Below are 16,043 nucleotides of genomic sequence, written 5' to 3'. Positions count from 1 at the left end.
TTACGCCTGCTGCTCGGCAGCGGCGGCCTCGGCCTGGGCGCGCTGCTCGGCGGCCTCGCGCTCGAAGGTCTCAAAACCGTTCTTGTCGATCCAGGGGATGAGCGAAGCGTCGTCCTCGCGCACGATGTGGCCCTTGACCATAACGTGGACGCGGTCGACATTCAGGTGCTCCAAGATGCGTGTGTTGTGCGTGATGATGAGCATGGAGCCGTCGCAGCTCTTGCGGTACGCGTCCATGCCGTGGCTGACGGTGGACAGGGCGTCGACGTCCAGGCCGGAGTCGGTTTCGTCCAGGATGGCGAGTTTGGGCTGCAGCAGCAGAAGTTGGAGCATTTCGACCTTCTTCTTCTCGCCGCCCGAGAAGCCCACGCCCAGCTCGCGGTTGAGGTAGGCGGTATCCATGTTGAGCTCGGCCGCGAGCTCCTTCACGCGACGGCGGAACTCCTTGCCCTTCATCTCCAGGCCGGGGCGGCCGGCGATGCTGGCGCGCAAAAAGCTCGACAGCGGCACGCCCGGAATCTCGACCGGGGCCTGGAAGCTCAGGAACAGGCCGGCGCGCGAGCGCTTGTCGGTGGTGAGCTCGGTGATGTCCTGGCCGTCAAAGACGATGCGGCCGTTGTTGACCGTGTAAACGGGGTCGCCCATGACCAGGTGGCCGAGGGTGGACTTGCCGGCGCCGTTGGGTCCCATCAGAACGTGGGTCTCGCCGGCGGCGACGTTGAGGTTGACGTTGTGGAGGATGGTCTTTTCGTCCACGGAGGCGGTCAGACCTTCGATGGAAAGCAGCGGATTTGCGCTCATGCTGTCCCTCTCTGTATATGGTGTACTCATAGGTGTACTAAACCCTAGGAATCTTCTCGGAATAAAGTTACTATGGGTTCGGCGTTAGTCAAGGGAAAACCCGACTAATCCACTCGACTTTTCAAATTCTGGGACAAAATAACCTGTTGTGTTTGTCCCATTTACTTAAGATTTGGGACAAACAAACCTGGTTATGTTGTCCCAGATGCGATGAGAGGGTAGGTATGCTCATTTCTTCTAAGGGCCGCTATGCCCTCCGTCTGATGATCTATATCGCAGCGCTTGGTGACGCCGAGGGCAAGATTGCCCTTCGCGAGGTCGCTGACCGCGAGCATATTTCACAAAAGTATTTGGAGCAGCTGGTTCGTCCGCTCATGAAGGCGGGCCTGCTTAGGAGCGTGCGCGGTAAGGGCGGCGGCTACATGATGGCGAAGGACCCGGCCGAGGTGCGCGCCGGCGACATCCTGCGTGCCGTCGAGGGCAGCACGGCTCCGGTGGCGTGCGATGGCATCGACAACAGCTGCACCCGCAGCGATTTGTGCTCGACCGTCAAGTTCTGGCGCGGTTTGGACGACGTGATCGAAAAGTACGTCGACGGCGTGACGTTGGCCGACCTGGCTGCCGTCCCCGAAATCAACTTTGACATTAAGCTGTAGGGGTGCAAATGGCATCTCTCGACAAGGTGTACAAGCAAATCGAAGTTTTTGCTCGGGAATGTGACGCCGAGAAGGTCGTGTTGTTTGGTTCTCGTGCTCGAGGCGACAACTTGCCCAAGAGCGATATTGACATCGCCGTAGCAGGTTGCCGGGATTTCGGCCGTTTCTCATATTTGATCGAGGAACATCTTGATACTCTTTTAGATGTAGATGTCGTCAATCTCGACGAGTCCCTCTCGCAGCAATTGCTCGATGAGATTGCCAGGGATGGTGTGATTCTGTATGAAAAAATATGAGAACTTTGTTAGCGCCTTGGCGAATCTTGAGGATGCGCCCAATCAGGATCTCAACAATGATTTTGTTCAGAGTGGATTGATTAATAAGTTCAATCTTCAATTTGAACTGAGCTGGAAGCTCCTTAAGCGTCTGCTCGAGTATGAGGGCGCCACGCTTGCCGCGTCGGGGTCTCCTCGTGCCATCGTGAAGGAGTCGTACCGATTCTACGACTTTATTGATGAGGCGGCCTGGCTAGACATGCTCAGAGACCGCAATACGAACGTCCATATCTACGACAACAAGCTCGCTCAAGATTTGATTCAGCGCATCTTGAACGTCTATATCCCCGCTTTCTGTCAGTTGAGGGACGGGCTGATGGAGCGATACGGCGAGCTTCTGATGGCGCCCGACGACCAGTTTGTTTAATTCCTTAAGATTTCGCGGAGGGTTGTTGCCGTTTACCGAGGGGTTGTTGTGCAACAACGGGCGAGCTGCAATACTTATTTTTATCTTTGCAAACTGAACTTTAACTACACCAATGCAGGGAGGATCTTATGCAGCCCAAGCATTCTGCTATTGTCGCGGGCCTGACGTTGGCGCTTTCGTTTGGCGCCGTTTCCGCGCCGGCACCCGCCGCTGCCGAGGAGCCCACGCCGGGCGTTGCCTCGGATGCCACCGATATCGATAAGGGTCTCTACACCCAGCAGTCCTTCTCAGGCGTGCTGAGGTCGGTCCAGGGCGTTTCGTTTGTCAACGTGACTCCCGAGATGAAGTACTTTACCAAGTACGAGAGCCATGGTAACTACAACCAGGGCTTTTCGTACGGTGACGGCTATAACGCGTTGGGCTATTACCAGTTCGACCGCCGCTGGTCGCTCATTCCGTTTATGAAGCAGGTCTACAACTACAGCCCCGAAAAATACAGCATGCTCAAGGATGCGATTGATCGCGGCAGCGAGATTTCCAACACGAGCAATGCCATGTACGAGAACGGTCAGCTCACCGAGTTGGGCCGTATTGCGCAGGAGGCCTTCCAGGGTGCTTACAACACCGATCCTGTTGAGTTCTCAGCACTTCAAGATGCTTATGCGTACAACTCGTACTATGCGGTGACCGAGGCGTGGCTCAAGAGCGGCCTGGGTATTGATATTTCGGGCCGCGCCGATTGCGTCAAGGGCATGGTGTGGAGCATTACCAACATGTGCGGCACCGGTGGCTGCAGGGACTTTTTCCGCTGGGCGAATCTTTCCAATGATATGTCCGACCGCGAGTTTGTGACGGCGCTCTCCAACAGCGTGGTCAATAACGTGGCGACCAAGTATTCGAGCCAGCCCCAGTATCATGAGGGCTGGAAGAATCGTTATAAGAATGAGCTAAAGGACTGCTTGGTTTATATCGCTGAGGACGAGGCTGCCGCCGCGACGCCCGTGCAGCCCGAGCCCACACCGGCGCCCTCGCCGACACCTGATTCGAATGACGACTCGAGTGACGATGCCAACGATGACAGGATGGATGCGCCCTCGACCGATGCTGACGGTAATGGCTCTGCTGGTGGCACTACCAACGACGGCTCTACCTCGAACGGCTCCAATTCGAACGGCTCTGCTGCGGGCGATTCGTCTTCAAGCTCTGCCGGCAATACGGACAGCGACGCTTCTGGTTCGACCGACGCTGACACCTCTAACTCATCCACCGGCTCGAGCGATTCGTCCGTTGACACCGGCTCTAACAACGGCTCTGGCTCTGACGCAACCCCTGATTCCGATGCTTCCAAGGACGACTCGAATAAGGTGCCGGACGCTCCCGTTGCTTCGCCGGACAAGAAGCCTTCTTTCTCCGAGCAGCTTGGTTCTACGCTGGGTTCTTCGCTGATGGCTGGCGTCAATAACGGCTCGGCCCAGAACAAGGACAACTCTGATCAGGCTTCCACGGAAAAGACCGAAGCCGCAAAGGGCGACTCCAAGGATAAGGCTTCCGAGAAGGTTGAATCCGATAAGGGTTCTAGCTCTGATGAGAAGGACGACAAGTCCGCTCAGAAGAAGGACGAGGACAAGAAGTCTGAATCTGAGGAGAAGGACAAGAACAAGGACAAGACCGAGGACGGAAAGCAGCAGGGCGAGGACAGCAGTAAGGGCAACACCGACAACCAGAACCAAGAGCAAAATGACTCCAAGACGGTGACCACTACAACCACGACGACTACAACGACCAAGTCATCTGGCGGCAATATGCCCAAGACGGGCGACTTGATCGTGATGGCGAGCCTTGCCAGTGCGAGCTTGGCTACGCTGGGCGCTACGTCCATCGTGAGCGGTAAGCATAAGCTCGATCAGCAGAAGAAGGCTGCTGGGGAGGACGGCTCGGAGGAGTAGCCTCTCGGTTGCCAGATAACTAAAGAGTCGGGACGGGGTCCGGTGCGAATGCGTCGGGCCCCGTTTTGTTGTGCAACGATTAGTTGTGCCCCCTCACGCCTCTTGTTGCTACCGTTGCCCGATATGTTTGCGCGGTGACATCGGTACATGCGATGCGGTCATTACAATTGGCGTCGTGTTGCGATTTAGGGGGAACGTTTTGGTGTCTGAACAGGCGAATAATGGTTGTGATGCCGGCTTTGGCGTGCGTTTGATCGGCTGTGCCAACGATGCGGTTTTGCCCATTGGCATGCACGACTATGCGGAGGCCCTTGGTTGCTGCATGCTGGTTGACAAGACCATGTTTATTGCCGATGTGTTGGACTGCGACGCGTCCGTTGTGGTGTGCTGTCGACCCGAGGGTTTTGGCAAGAGCATGAACTTGTCGATGCTCAGGGCTTTTCTGGAGCGTCCAGCGGTCGGTCGCTCTGGCCAGCGTTTGTTTGCCGATGCTCAGATTTGGGATGCAGACGGCGGGCGCTATCGGGATGAGTACGCTTGCTATCCGGTGATATCGCTGGACTTTTCTGGCGCTGCGAGGCGTGGCCCCGCTGTTGCCGGCGTCGTGCGCGATGCCCTTTCGGGCGAGTGCGCTCGCTTGTTGGCGCTCTTGGAGGCTCCGGATTTAGCTCGAGATAAGGTGCGTCACATCGAACACGTCGCGCGTGGCGTGGCGAGCGCGGACGAGGTTGACTCGGTGCTCGGTGTGCTCATTGAGCTGCTGGAGATGGCCTGCGATGAGCAGGTTGTATTGCTCGTCGATGGGTACGATGCGGCGTGGTCTCGCCGTGCGAGCGCGAGGGACGCTTCCGACGCCGATCCGGCAGGGCTATTCGATCGCGTACTGTTCGACGCCATTGCCACTGCGCACGATTCGTTGCGGCTGACGTGTCTGATGGGGGAGTATCCCGGCCCTGCCGAAGCGGCGCTTTCTTTGCATGGCTGCTCGTATTGTCTGACGGCGCCGCTTTCGACCTGGTGTGACCGTTGTTTCGGCTTTTCGGATGCCGAGGTCCAGGCTCTGTTGAATCATGTTGGGCACGAGGAATACCTGGATGATGCGCGTGAATGGCTCGAGGGATATCGGTTTGGTAGGGCCTATTGCTCGAGTCCAGCGCGTGTGATCGGTTTTCTGGACCGAGGCTGCACGGCGCCCGTGCGTGCCGATCTGTATGGGTATGCGGATTGCCTGAGTAGGGTAGTTAGTGACTGGAATCTCGACCGCCTTTCGGTCTTGTTTGATTTGCTCGAGGCCCATGGATGCGTTGGGGTCCCGCTTTGTTTGGGCGCTGCGGGGCTAGGGGCCTCGCCTGATGATGGCTTGTGGACGGCGCTGTATCTGTCAGGATTCCTGACGACAGATATGACTGAGGAGCCAGAGTATGGCGATCGCCTCTGTGCTTTGCGATTGCCCAATAACGAGCTTCGTCAGGCCTTGCGTCTAGTGATTATTGAGTGGTTTGAGTGCGCTGCGGAAGACATTCGAGACGTCGATGCGTTTCGCGACGGGCTGTGCCATGGGAACGAGGATACCGTGAGGCGGGCGCTAAGCCGCATCTTGGGAGATGCGGGAATCGGTGCGACCGACCCAGATACACCGCTGCCATATCACCTACTCTTGCAAGGACTCTGCTTTGGATTGCCGGGCTATGCCAATCCTGCTTCGAGGCGAAAGTGTGGCGCGGATCGCTGGGACATCCAGGTTTTTCCTACGGGCGCTGTGTTTGACATAGCCGATACGATCGGTATGCTCGATGAACGTCCGCTGGTAACGATCAACATGATGTATGACCCCGGTGTGGATGCGCTGGGCCTGGAATTGCTGGCCGTGCAGGCGCTGCTCGACATAGAGCGCGACGGTATCGACGAAATCCGTGTGCCGCGACCCGGCGTTGGCCGCATACGCTGGGGGTTTGGGTTTGATGGGCAGCGCGTGTCCGTGGTGTGCCAGCGGTTATAGGGGATGGCGAAAGCCCTTTACTACTCCGCGTCCTTCATGGGCGGCATGGGCTTCCAGTTGGGATCCTTGATGATCTTGCGGGCGTCCTTCATGCCGCGGCGCAGCGCCGGAATGCCGGTCTTAAAGCACTTATCGACCGCAGCCAGGCGAATGAATTCCTTGCAGAAGGTCGCGGCATTGCCCAGGCGGAACAGTATGGGGTGGTAGTCACCGTAGATCTGCATATAGCGAGCGAGGAAGCCTCGGTTGCGCATGATGTAGTAGCGGTTGGTGTCGCTCGTAGAGTTGAGCTGGCGCTTGCCGGCGATATCCCAGTTAGAGACGGCGCGGGCTCGCTTGAGAACCACGTCGGCAACAACGGCGGCGGGGAAGTGTTGGCTGGCTACGTAGCCGTAGCAGGCATCGTCGCCGTAGATAAAGAAGCGCGCATCGGGCAGGCCGATCTTGTCGACCACGCGGCGCGAGAACATGCCGCCTTCAAAGCACAACTGGTTCATGGCGCGGTAGCCCTTGGGGCCCAGGTCCCACTTAGCGATGGGGTTGGGGATACCAAGCGAAAGGATGAGCTGGTACTGCCAAAAGAAGGCGCCGCCGTCAAAGTCCAGGCGCGAACCCTGGATGACATCGTAGCGGTCGGTCCACTTGGCAAGACGCTCGATGCCTTCGGGGATGACGAGCACGTCGTCGTCCATCACCCAGAACCACTGGGCGCCCAGGTCGTAGGCGCATTTGGTGCCGGCGGAGAAGCCACCTGCACCGCCGCCGTTTTCGAGCTGTGGTGCGTAGATGACGCGGTCGGTGCCGCCCTTCGCGTCGGGCTGTTCGATGTCGGTGCCCCACAGGTTGGCCAGGCGCTCGTTGAATGCGGTGCACATGGCCTCGGTCTCACGCGAATTCTCGTTATCGACGATCACGATGCGCCAGGGCGCTGACGTAAGCTCGGTCATGGAGTCGAACAAGTTGGCCAGGAGTTCCTGGCGCTTGTACGTAACGACGACAATGGCGAGCTTATCGATGGGAGCGGGAAGGGTTGAAGGCATGGGGCAATATATCCTTTCACGCGCGGCGGGTGAGTGCAGCGCGGAAGCTATCGAATACGTCCTTGGGACTGTCCTATTGTAAAGGCTCGGCGCACCTTGGCGGCAAGCTTTGAATAAAACGCAGGAACCTGCCATGGGCCCGCCGCATGACGTGGGGCTGCTTTGCCCGCAAGAGGCTCCATAGATTATATAAACGCCCGCTGGCGCGCTGGCCCTTTGATACCATGAAACGACAGGTATTTCCTAAGGAGCACATTTGTCTACTAACGCCTCTGGCAGCCCTGTTCTGTCGCTGCTTATTCCCATTTACAATGTTCAGCGCTACCTGCGCGAGTGTCTCGATTCCGCCCTGACGCAGACGCTCAAGGATATTGAGATCATCTGCATTAACGACGGGTCGACCGACAACTCGCCGGCGATTATCCGCGAGTATATGGAGCGCGATGGGCGCGTCAAGATGATCGACAAGGTCAACAGCGGCTACGGCGACTCAATGAACCACGGTCTGGAGATGGCGCGTGGCAAGTACGTTGGCATCTTGGAGTCCGATGACTTTATGGCGCCCGACGCACTCGAAAAGCTTGTCTCGGCCGCCGATAGCAATAATGCCGACTTTGCGAAGGCTAACTTTGATTTCTACTGGTCTAAGCCCGAGGAGCGCCGTTCGCTGCACGAGATGTTTAAGGCCAAGGACTGCGACAAGCCGGTGCACCCGAGCGACACGACGCAGTTCTTTAAGCAAAAGCCGTCGATTTGGTCGGCCGTGTACCGTCGCGATTTTCTTGAGCGCAACGGCATCAAGTTCTTGCCGACTCCAGGGGCATCCTTTCAGGACACGTCATTCGCCTTTAAGGTTATCGCGTGTGCCGATAAGGCTGTTTACCTGCATGATGCCGTGTTGTCGTATCGCCAGGACAACGAGAATTCCTCGGTCAATTCTTCGGCTAAGGTCTTTTGCGTCAATACCGAGTATGCCGAGATTGAGCGTTGGATTCGAGAGGATTATGCCCGCGACCACTCAAGTGATGACGTCGCGCGCATGCTCAAGTTCAATCAGCTCATTAAGTACGATTCGTACATGTGGAACTACGTGCGCCTGGCGCCTAAGTTCTATAAGGAGTTCCTGGTTCAGATGGCCAAGGAGTTCCAAGCGGCCTTGGACGCCGGGGACTTTTCGCTTGACGACCTCAAGCCGTGGAAGCGCGCAAATCTCGCTGCCATCCTCAAAGATCCTGAGGGCTGGGTTGACGAGCATCCGAGTTTCGCGACGGATGGTGCCTTGGGGCGTGCTAAGTATTACGCCTCGGTTGGAGGCCCAGGCGTGGTCGCTGCCTTCCTCATCGAATCGCTGAGGGGGTAGGTCGACATGGGAGAGGCCTCGTGTCCTAAAGCTACCATTGTCGTCCCCGTTTACAACTCTGCGCGCTCCATTCAGCGATGCCTCGATTCGCTGTTGGCCCAGTCCGAGCGCTCGATTCAGGTTGTCTGCGTCAACGACGGTTCGACTGATGATTCGTTGAACGTGTTGCGCCAGATCGCGCAGGCCGACGATCGCGTACTGGTGATTGACCAGGAAAACGCGGGCGTCTCGTGTGCTCGAAATGCCGGTATCGATGTCGCCGAGGGCGAGACCGTCTTTTTTGTGGACGCCGACGATTACATCGATGCCCGGACGGTCGAGCACGTGCTGCATTCCATGGAGTCTGCAGATGCCGAGGCCGCCGTTTTTGGCGGCGTCTGTGAACCTGCCGATGCTGCCCCCAAGCGCGTCCAGCAACTCATGAGCCCCAAAGCTGGTACCTTCGGCGCCCGTGATCCCCAACTGCTGTTCCATTCGAATGCGCAGCCCTATGCCTGCCGTGCGGCTTTTTCGTGCGAGCTGCTCAATCGCGAAGGCATTCGCTTCGCCCCCGGTTTGGCTTTGGGCGAGGACGTCGTCTTCCAATTTGCGGCTTATGCGCTTGCCCGCAAGACCGTCGTCATGCCGGACAAGTTCTACCACTACGTGATGGAGAGCGAATCGGCGACGCACGAGTTCAACGGTGCCGAGGCTCGCGCCAAAAAGCTTGACGCCCACATGAGGATGCTCGAGGAGGTCTTGGAGGACTGGGCGGCCTACGGTCTTTTAGACCTGTGCCCCGGCGAGCTGATAACTTGGTTTTTGGACCTAATTGTGTTCGACCTGGCGCGCTTGGATGCCGATGACTTCTATCGCGTGGCGGCTCGCGTCAACATGGACCTCACGACGTTTTTGGGAACGGAGTGGGCGGATATGCCTGCTAAGGGTGCCGTTCGTCGTGTTGCCCATAAGCTCGTTGCGGCGACCTCGGGCGTTTCGATGGCAGACGCCACGCTGTTCTATCTTTCGACTCGCGGTCTCAAAGCCTGCCTGGAGCGCTTTCTCTAATTCCAAGCGCTGCCGCCCGCCGCAACTCGGCTGCTAAAATAACCCTGTTATACGCTATTCAACAGGAGGTTCTCTTGCAGAACTCTGATACCCCTAAAGTTTCGCTGCTTGTTCCCATCTGCAATGTTGAGCGCTACCTGCGCGAGTGCCTCGATTCCGCCGTGGCGCAGACGCTCAAGGACATCGAGATCATCTGCATCAACGACGGTTCTACCGATAGTTCGCCAGATATCATCCGCGAGTACATGGAGCGCGACCCCCGTGTAAAGATGATCGACAAGGCCAACAGCGGCTACGGCGACTCGATGAACCGCGGCCTGGAGATGGCGCGCGGTGAGTACGTGGGCATTCTTGAGTCCGACGACTTTATGTTTGAGGATTCGCTCCAAAAGCTGGTCGCCAAGGCCGATGCTGAGCATGCCGATGTGGTAAAGGGCGACTTTTATCTGTATTGGTCCACGCCCAGCGAGCGCCGTGAGCTGTTTGGGATCATCGGCGAGTATATGACGGGCGCCGCGTATCGCCCCGTCGATCGCCCGGGCATCTTCTACCGCAAACCTTCCATTTGGTCGGCCATCTATCGGCGCGAGTTCCTCAACGACAATCAGATTCGGTTCCTTCCCACGCCGGGCGCCTCGTATCAGGACGCAGGCTTTAACTTTAAGGTTTGGGCATGCGCCGAGCGTGCAGCGTTTATCGCGGACCCCATTTTGTGCTATCGCCAAGACAACGAGAAGAGCTCAGTTAATTCGCCCAACAAGGTATTTTGCGTGTGCGACGAATACGCCGAGATGCAGCGCTTTTTGGATGAACGTCCCGAGCTCAAGGTTCAGCTCCAGGGCATTTTAATGCGCATGAAGGTCGATACGTATCGCTGGAATGACGAGCGTCTGGTCGATGAGCTGCGCGAGCAGTTTTGGGAGAAGGCTTCGCCCGAGCTCAAGGCCGATTGGGATGCCGGTCGCTTTGATCTGTCGCTGTTCGATCCGCGCGGCGAGACCGACTTGCGCCTGATGGTCAAGTCGCCCCGTGCTTATATCGATTCGCGCTTTGACTTTAAGAAGCCCGGCAAGCTCAATACGTTTAAGCACTACTTTAAGATTGGCGGCCTGCCGCTGGTCTGGCGCGTGCTGACGTATCAGCGCACCTACGGCGATAATCCGCATCCCGATGACGTGCCGGCCGCACAGTAGGAGCACTTGGCTATGACTACCCCCAAGATTTCCGTTGTCGTTCCCATCTATAAGGTGGAGGAGTGCCTGGCCTGGTGCCTGGACTCCCTGCTTGCGCAGGACATGCCCGATTGGGAAGGCGTGCTGGTCAACGATGGCTCGCCGGACGGTTCGCGCGATATTGCGGCTGCCTATTGCGAAAAGGACGCGCGCTTTACGTTGGTCGATAAAGAGAACGGGGGCCTGTCGAGCGCGCGCAATGCAGGCATCGCCGCGTCCACGGCGCCTATTGTCGCGTTCTTGGATTCCGACGACCGCTTTACGCCCGATGCATGCCGCGTGATCGTCGATGCCTTTGAGCGCGAGGACTGCGACGTGTTGACCTTTGGCGCGAACCCGTATCCGCTGGAGGCGGGGTATCCGTGGCTTAACTATGTGCTTAGCCCGCGCGATGTGTCGTTTGAGGGCTATAGCTCCGACCTGCTGTTTAAGGAAGCGTCTCGTCCCTTTGCATGGCGCACCGCCTGCAAGCGCGACTTCTTGCTGGGCAACGGGATCGTGTTCGACGAAACCGTTAAGTATGGCGAGGACCAGGTCTTCGACTTTGCCGTGTACGGTCGTTCGCACAAGACCGCGCTTATCTCGAACAAGTTGTACGACTATCGCGTGGCTCGCAAGGGTTCGCTCATGGACACCATGCGCTACGACGACGAGACACGTCTGCTGGAGCACGTGAAGATTTACTCCGCTATGCTGGCTGACTGGCGGCGCGACGGTCTCGACGCACAGCATGCTGATGACCTGGCGTACTTCCTGTGTGATCTGGTGCTGTACGATGCGCTGAGGTTGCTGGGTTCGGACTGCGGCAAAGTGTTTGCTGCCGTTGCCGCGGCGCTTAACGGTTCTGCCGTGGACAACGATGCTGCGCTCGCACAATGTGCTCCTTCGGTTGCCGCCATGGTGCGCGCGGCACTTATCGGTAAGGCCCCTGCTGCTCGTTTGTGCAAAAAGCTCATGTTCGATTACGACGTCTTGAGGTTTGGGCGCCTGGGTGCCTGCAAACGCATGGCAGCGAACGCCCTGGGAAAGCGAGAAGTGTAGATGAGTATCAAACGTTTGGCACTTTGCCGCAGCCAGGGCCGTCTGTTTGTGCTGCTTCGTTTTGCCGGTCAGGATGTCGCCGCGCTTATTGAGCGGGAGGGTTCTCAAGCGTTTGTCCATGCGACGACGAGCGGTTCTCGTGTGCCGTCGCTGGTGCTCCCGGTCGATCATGGCCGTGTGCTGGCGCTTTGCCCTTCCGTTTCCGGTTACGAGCGCGAGCTCGCCGTCATGGTACTTCCGTTTTTGGATGGCTCGTCGATGGATGTCGTTTTTGCATCCGGTGGTCAAAGGTTGGGCTCTATTCGCCTCGATAGCCGCGTGGCCAAGCTGGAATCCAAGATTAACTACAAAGCAAAGCCTGCGCTGTGCGCGCTTATCCGCGATGCGCAGCGTGGCGAATGCTGCGGTCGCTACGAGATCGATGCCATTCGCTATTTGCCGGCAGACTCCGGCGCGGTGTGGCGCTATGAGGTTACCTGGGCGGGAGACCCCCAGTGCGCACCCGAGTTCCAGATCTCCGATACGCATATGAATGCCATCGATGTCACCGTGCATGTGTTTGAGTCGCAGGTCGATGTGCCGCAGCAGGACGGATGCCGCGTCAATAAAACGTTTCTGAGCGTTGAGATGCCTCAGGATATACGAGATTTTGTCGCGATTGTGAGCGATCCCACAGAGCAGATCCAGAGCGGGTTTTGCGCCATGGATGGTCGCCTGTACAACGGCATGGTCGACGACAGCTGGAACCGTATGAAGGACGCGCGTGCAGACGACGCAGCTTATCGACGTTGGTTTGAGCAGCATCGCGCAAAGCCGGGCGATTTGGCGTGCCAGCGTGTCGCTTCGGCGGCCTTTGCCTATAGGCCGCTCGTGAGCATTGTGGTGCCGTGCTACAAGACCGATCGAGTCTACCTGCGCGAGCTGCTGGACTCGGTGCTAGCCCAGAGCTATGACAACTGGGAATTGCTCCTTATGGATGCCTCACCTGAATGGGATGCGGTTGCCGACCTTGCGGCAGGCGCCCACGACGAGCGCGTTCGTCGCTTTGGGCTGCCCGGCAACGGCGGCATTGTGGTCAACACCAACGCGGGTATTGAGCAAGCGATGGGCGACTACATCGCGTTCTTGGACCACGATGACATTCTGGAGCCGGACGCGTTGTTCCACTATGTTGCCGCGCTGAACAATGCTGCCGAGGGCGAGCGTCCCCAGGTCCTGTTCTGCGACGAGGACATGTTTCAGAAAACGGGGGAGTGGGGCCAGCCGGTCTTTAAGACCAAGCTCAATGTAGACTTGCTCTATAGCCATAACTGCGTGACGCATTTCCTGATGGTGGAGAAGGCGCTTATCGATCGTATCGGCACGTCCCCAGAAGACGTTGCGGGTGCCCAGGACTACGACCTGACGCTCCGCTGCCTTGCGGCGGGCGCGCGGTTTGAACATGTTGCGCACGTGCTGTATCACTGGCGCGTTCATCCGGGGTCGACCGCCGATGGCTCTGCCGATAGCAAGCCGTATGCTATTGAAGCCGGTCGTCTTGCGCTGCAGCGCCACTTTAACGCGCTGGGCATTTGCGGAACGGTCGAGGAGACCGAGACGCCGTTTGTCTACCGCATGCGCTTTGCGCTGCCGGAGCCTGCGCCGCTGGTGAGCATTGTGATTCCCACCAAGGATCACATTGAGACGCTTGACGCCTGTGTGATGTCGATCGCCCAGAAGGCCACGTATACCAATTACGAGATCGTCTTGGTGGAGAACAACAGCGAAGCCCCGGAGACGTTTGCGTATTACGAAACCCTGTCAGAGCGCGTGGCTGCAGCATCCGAAGGCAAGGGCATCGCGCGCGTTGCGTACTGGCCGGGTGAGTTCAATTACTCCCAGATCATTAACTTTGGCGTGGAGCATGCCAAGGGTGATTACCTTCTGTTGCTGAACAATGATACCGAGGTCATAAGCCCCGACTTTATCGAAGAGATGATGGGCTATCTGCAGCGTCCCGATGCGGGCGTGGTGGGCGCCAAACTCTACTTTGCCGACCATCTGGTGCAACACGCTGGCATATTGGTTGGTGTGCGTGGCGCACTTGCCCATGCCAACCAGGATTTCTCGGCAAAGCGCGAGGGCTATCTTGCCCGCGCCGTACGTCCGGGTAACTTTAGCGCCGTAACAGGTGCCTGTCAGATGGTGCGACGCGACGTATTTGAGCAGGTCGGCGGCTACAACGAGGAATTTGCCGTCGGTTTTAACGACGCTGACTTTTGCCTGCGCGTGCGGGAAGCTGGCTACCGCACCATCTTTACGCCCTATGCCGAGCTGTACCACTACGAGTTCACCTCGCGCGGCAGGGAAGAGGCCAACGAGGAAAAGCTGCGCCGCTGGAAGCGTGAGCAGGCGCTGTTCATGCAGCACTGGCCTGAGTTCTTCCTCGATGGCGACCCGTGGCTCGGACCAAACCTATCCTCCGACAGTGAGTACTTCTCGTTTTAGTGCGAAGTAATGCCAAGGTCCGGCAAAGTATCCTCCAGAGCTGCAAGAGCGGTGGGGTTCAGGTACTCCTCGTTCAAGCAGCTCTTGTCATATCGAAAACGTGTGTCTCGTGAGCATTCGATGAGTTCTGCAGTAAAGAACTTCTCCCAGCTAAAGAACTTTGAGCTTTCGATATGTTCAGCGGGGTTAAGCAGCATGTCCTTAATGTGTTTGCTGTTGAATAATCCCGACTTCAACACGAGCCATTCAAACGATTCCGGTAGGAATAGCTTGATGTTCTTTCGGCGCAATAGAGCAGCTGCTTCCGCAATTTCTGGTCCAAAGGCGGCACCGTCGGCAATCACGAGGATGTCGTTTTCCGGTGCGTCCATAATGCAGTTGCAAATATTTGATTTGCCTCCCGCGCTGATGCATTTAATGCTGCTCTTTTTGCATAGCAAACTGAAGAATTCGTAGCCCGAATTTGTGTCCTCGACAATGACAAGCTCGGGCCTCTCGCCTCTAAAATCAGTATCACCGTAAATACGATATGTAGAGGTGTAGACACGAGAGTAAACGGGATACTTCGTTGTGGTTCGGTTGGTGTTCTTAAGACCGTAGATTTCATCAACGCTATAGGGCAGTTGGCGCAGTGACTCTCTGGCGACAATTACGTAGTAGTTTGAGCTACGCTTTGCTTCATGGGCAAATTCTCTTGATCGAACAAAAGTATTGCCCTCATCAATAAAAACAATACTGCTGGAAATCTCTTGGAGATCTCTACGCCAATATTTTCCAGATATTGTTTTACAGGGCACTTTGCAACTTACTGTTACGCCGCTTTGTGCCCCAAGCTCTTCGTGAGCTGCCACCATATCAAGCAGAGTTGTCTTGCCTGTAGCACTGTTACCTTGGATGATGGTCAGATTTCTATTGATGGTCAGTTTAAACTGAACCCGGTTATTTTGAATAATTACCTTGTATGATCCGCGCATCAGGAGCTCTCCCTTAGGCATTTTCCAGCTATGGGGACAAGGTCAAACATTGTGTGGACTATATCGCCCGTATTTGCAATGGTTACCGTGAATTTGCCGTTTCCAAAATCCATTATGTGGTAGAGATTGATTGTTAGATCCTTTTGCGCGGCGATCCTCAGAATCCAGTAGGCGCAATTATCACCGCAATTTGAGGCGTTATATATATTCTGCGGCATAAAGTACATAAGCAGTAGCGTTTTGGTGCCGCTGGATAGTTTCTCGGGAGGAATGATGCCTAGAATCTTGGTATCGATTGCATTGGGGCCTACCACGGTGCCTTTGTCGATGGATTTTATGACCCTTTGGGCAAAGGAGTCTTGAAACCACTGGGGCGAATATACGTTATCGAAGTAAACGGACGTGTTGTAGATAACGTTTTCCATATCACCATAGTGAATTGTTAGCACGTCAGCTCCTTCGGCTTGCTGATTTGGCATCTAGTGAGATTGATTATATCGCAGCACATGAGGCGGGCGTTATCGGCCCGCGGTAGATGTGATTGATGACCAAGGTTTGTATTTTGTTGCTTTATTATTCAGTTCACTCGTTTAATCAGTTCGCTCATGCGCTAAGTTTGCCTTAGAAGCTATTTAGCGTAACGGTTGAGGTGTGGCGACTCATATTTAAATTGCAGTCACAAAGACACCTTTTATCGATTTCCCGTTGAAATACTGAATTGATAGTTTAAAAATAACTTAAGAGAGCCTTAAATCTCG

The 16,043-nt window shown here is 56.4% G+C and carries 14 protein-coding genes; 10 read left to right on the top strand and 4 right to left on the bottom strand.

The window, feature by feature from the left end:
• Entirely contained in the window at positions 1-801 is an 801-nt protein-coding gene (gene sufC, locus I1969_RS08245; RefSeq protein WP_195234491.1) for a Fe-S cluster assembly ATPase SufC, read from the bottom strand.
• Between the two features lie 224 nt (positions 802-1,025).
• Between sufC and I1969_RS08240 the strand changes: the two genes are divergently transcribed.
• From I1969_RS08240 to I1969_RS08220, 5 genes are all read left to right on the top strand, one after another.
• Positions 1,026-1,457, top strand: a complete 432-nt coding sequence (locus tag I1969_RS08240; protein ID WP_035138650.1) for an RrF2 family transcriptional regulator — start codon at positions 1,026-1,028, stop codon at positions 1,455-1,457.
• Between the two features lie 8 nt (positions 1,458-1,465).
• Entirely contained in the window at positions 1,466-1,753 is a 288-nt protein-coding gene (locus I1969_RS08235) for a nucleotidyltransferase family protein (protein WP_006235563.1), read from the top strand.
• Positions 1,740-2,159: an HI0074 family nucleotidyltransferase substrate-binding subunit gene (locus tag I1969_RS08230; RefSeq protein ID WP_006235564.1), complete on the top strand. Its 420-nt coding sequence runs from the start codon at positions 1,740-1,742 to the stop codon at positions 2,157-2,159. The genes I1969_RS08235 and I1969_RS08230 overlap by 14 nt, the downstream gene beginning before the upstream one ends.
• 128 nt (positions 2,160-2,287) lie before the next feature.
• A complete protein-coding gene (locus I1969_RS08225; RefSeq protein ID WP_195234489.1) occupies positions 2,288-4,105 on the top strand; it encodes a VgrG-related protein in 1,818 nt (605 codons plus the stop codon).
• Between the two features lie 202 nt (positions 4,106-4,307).
• Positions 4,308-6,104 carry an AAA family ATPase gene (locus I1969_RS08220; protein WP_195234487.1) on the top strand — a complete coding sequence of 599 codons (1,797 nt, stop codon included), beginning with the start codon at positions 4,308-4,310 and terminating at the stop codon, positions 6,102-6,104.
• Between the two features lie 20 nt (positions 6,105-6,124).
• Here I1969_RS08220 and I1969_RS08215 read toward each other — a convergent pair whose 3' ends face one another.
• Positions 6,125-7,144: a glycosyltransferase gene (locus tag I1969_RS08215; protein WP_195234485.1), complete on the bottom strand. Its 1,020-nt coding sequence runs from the start codon at positions 7,142-7,144 to the stop codon at positions 6,125-6,127.
• A gap of 256 nt (positions 7,145-7,400) precedes the next feature.
• On the opposite strand from I1969_RS08215, the gene I1969_RS08210 reads away from it, so the two are divergent.
• The 5 genes from I1969_RS08210 to I1969_RS08190 all read left to right on the top strand — a co-directional run bounded on the left by I1969_RS08210 (position 7,401) and on the right by I1969_RS08190 (position 14,311).
• Positions 7,401-8,504: a glycosyltransferase family 2 protein gene (locus tag I1969_RS08210; RefSeq protein WP_195234483.1), complete on the top strand. Its 1,104-nt coding sequence runs from the start codon at positions 7,401-7,403 to the stop codon at positions 8,502-8,504.
• Positions 8,505-8,510: 6 nt separating this feature from the next.
• Positions 8,511-9,551 carry a glycosyltransferase family 2 protein gene (locus I1969_RS08205; protein WP_195234481.1) on the top strand — a complete coding sequence of 347 codons (1,041 nt, stop codon included), beginning with the start codon at positions 8,511-8,513 and terminating at the stop codon, positions 9,549-9,551.
• 74 nt (positions 9,552-9,625) lie between these two features.
• The gene (locus I1969_RS08200; RefSeq protein WP_195234479.1) at positions 9,626-10,744 is read left to right on the top strand and encodes a glycosyltransferase family 2 protein; all 1,119 of its coding nucleotides are present in this window, start codon (positions 9,626-9,628) and stop codon (positions 10,742-10,744) included.
• Positions 10,745-10,756: 12 nt separating this feature from the next.
• On the top strand, positions 10,757-11,824 hold the full coding sequence (locus tag I1969_RS08195; protein ID WP_195234477.1) for a glycosyltransferase: 1,068 nt from the start codon (positions 10,757-10,759) through the stop codon (positions 11,822-11,824).
• Complete coding sequence (locus tag I1969_RS08190) at positions 11,825-14,311, top strand: glycosyltransferase family 2 protein (RefSeq protein WP_195234475.1); 2,487 nt, start codon at positions 11,825-11,827, stop codon at positions 14,309-14,311.
• On the opposite strand, the gene I1969_RS08185 is transcribed toward I1969_RS08190, so the two are convergent.
• Both I1969_RS08185 and I1969_RS08180 read right to left on the bottom strand, forming a co-directional pair.
• Entirely contained in the window at positions 14,308-15,285 is a 978-nt protein-coding gene (locus I1969_RS08185) for a translation initiation factor 2 (protein WP_117746656.1), read from the bottom strand. The two genes, I1969_RS08190 and I1969_RS08185, sit on opposite strands and share 4 nt — an antisense overlap.
• Positions 15,285-15,734: a DUF4869 domain-containing protein gene (locus I1969_RS08180; RefSeq protein WP_195234473.1), complete on the bottom strand. Its 450-nt coding sequence runs from the start codon at positions 15,732-15,734 to the stop codon at positions 15,285-15,287. Before I1969_RS08180 ends, I1969_RS08185 begins: the two co-directional genes overlap by 1 nt.
• Positions 15,735-16,043 lie beyond the last annotated feature (309 nt).

This window comes from Collinsella aerofaciens (assembly GCF_015548375.1).
GTDB classification, from domain to species: Bacteria; Actinomycetota; Coriobacteriia; order Coriobacteriales; family Coriobacteriaceae; genus Collinsella; species Collinsella aerofaciens_AB.
This window is presented reverse-complemented; position numbering and strand designations above follow the sequence as displayed.

What these genes read in the sequence shown, in the direction of transcription:
- sufC (WP_195234491.1), bottom strand. Translation starts at nt 801, where the DNA reads ATGAGCGCAAATCCGCTGCTTTCCATCGAAGGTCTGACCGCCTCCGTG.
- I1969_RS08240 (WP_035138650.1), top strand. Translation starts at nt 1,026, where the DNA reads ATGCTCATTTCTTCTAAGGGCCGCTATGCCCTCCGTCTGATGATCTAT.
- I1969_RS08235 (WP_006235563.1), top strand. Translation starts at nt 1,466, where the DNA reads ATGGCATCTCTCGACAAGGTGTACAAGCAAATCGAAGTTTTTGCTCGG.
- I1969_RS08230 (WP_006235564.1), top strand. Translation starts at nt 1,740, where the DNA reads ATGAAAAAATATGAGAACTTTGTTAGCGCCTTGGCGAATCTTGAGGAT.
- I1969_RS08225 (WP_195234489.1), top strand. Translation starts at nt 2,288, where the DNA reads ATGCAGCCCAAGCATTCTGCTATTGTCGCGGGCCTGACGTTGGCGCTT.
- I1969_RS08215 (WP_195234485.1), bottom strand. Translation starts at nt 7,144, where the DNA reads ATGCCTTCAACCCTTCCCGCTCCCATCGATAAGCTCGCCATTGTCGTC.
- I1969_RS08205 (WP_195234481.1), top strand. Translation starts at nt 8,511, where the DNA reads ATGGGAGAGGCCTCGTGTCCTAAAGCTACCATTGTCGTCCCCGTTTAC.
- I1969_RS08195 (WP_195234477.1), top strand. Translation starts at nt 10,757, where the DNA reads ATGACTACCCCCAAGATTTCCGTTGTCGTTCCCATCTATAAGGTGGAG.
- I1969_RS08190 (WP_195234475.1), top strand. Translation starts at nt 11,825, where the DNA reads ATGAGTATCAAACGTTTGGCACTTTGCCGCAGCCAGGGCCGTCTGTTT.
- I1969_RS08185 (WP_117746656.1), bottom strand. Translation starts at nt 15,285, where the DNA reads ATGCGCGGATCATACAAGGTAATTATTCAAAATAACCGGGTTCAGTTT.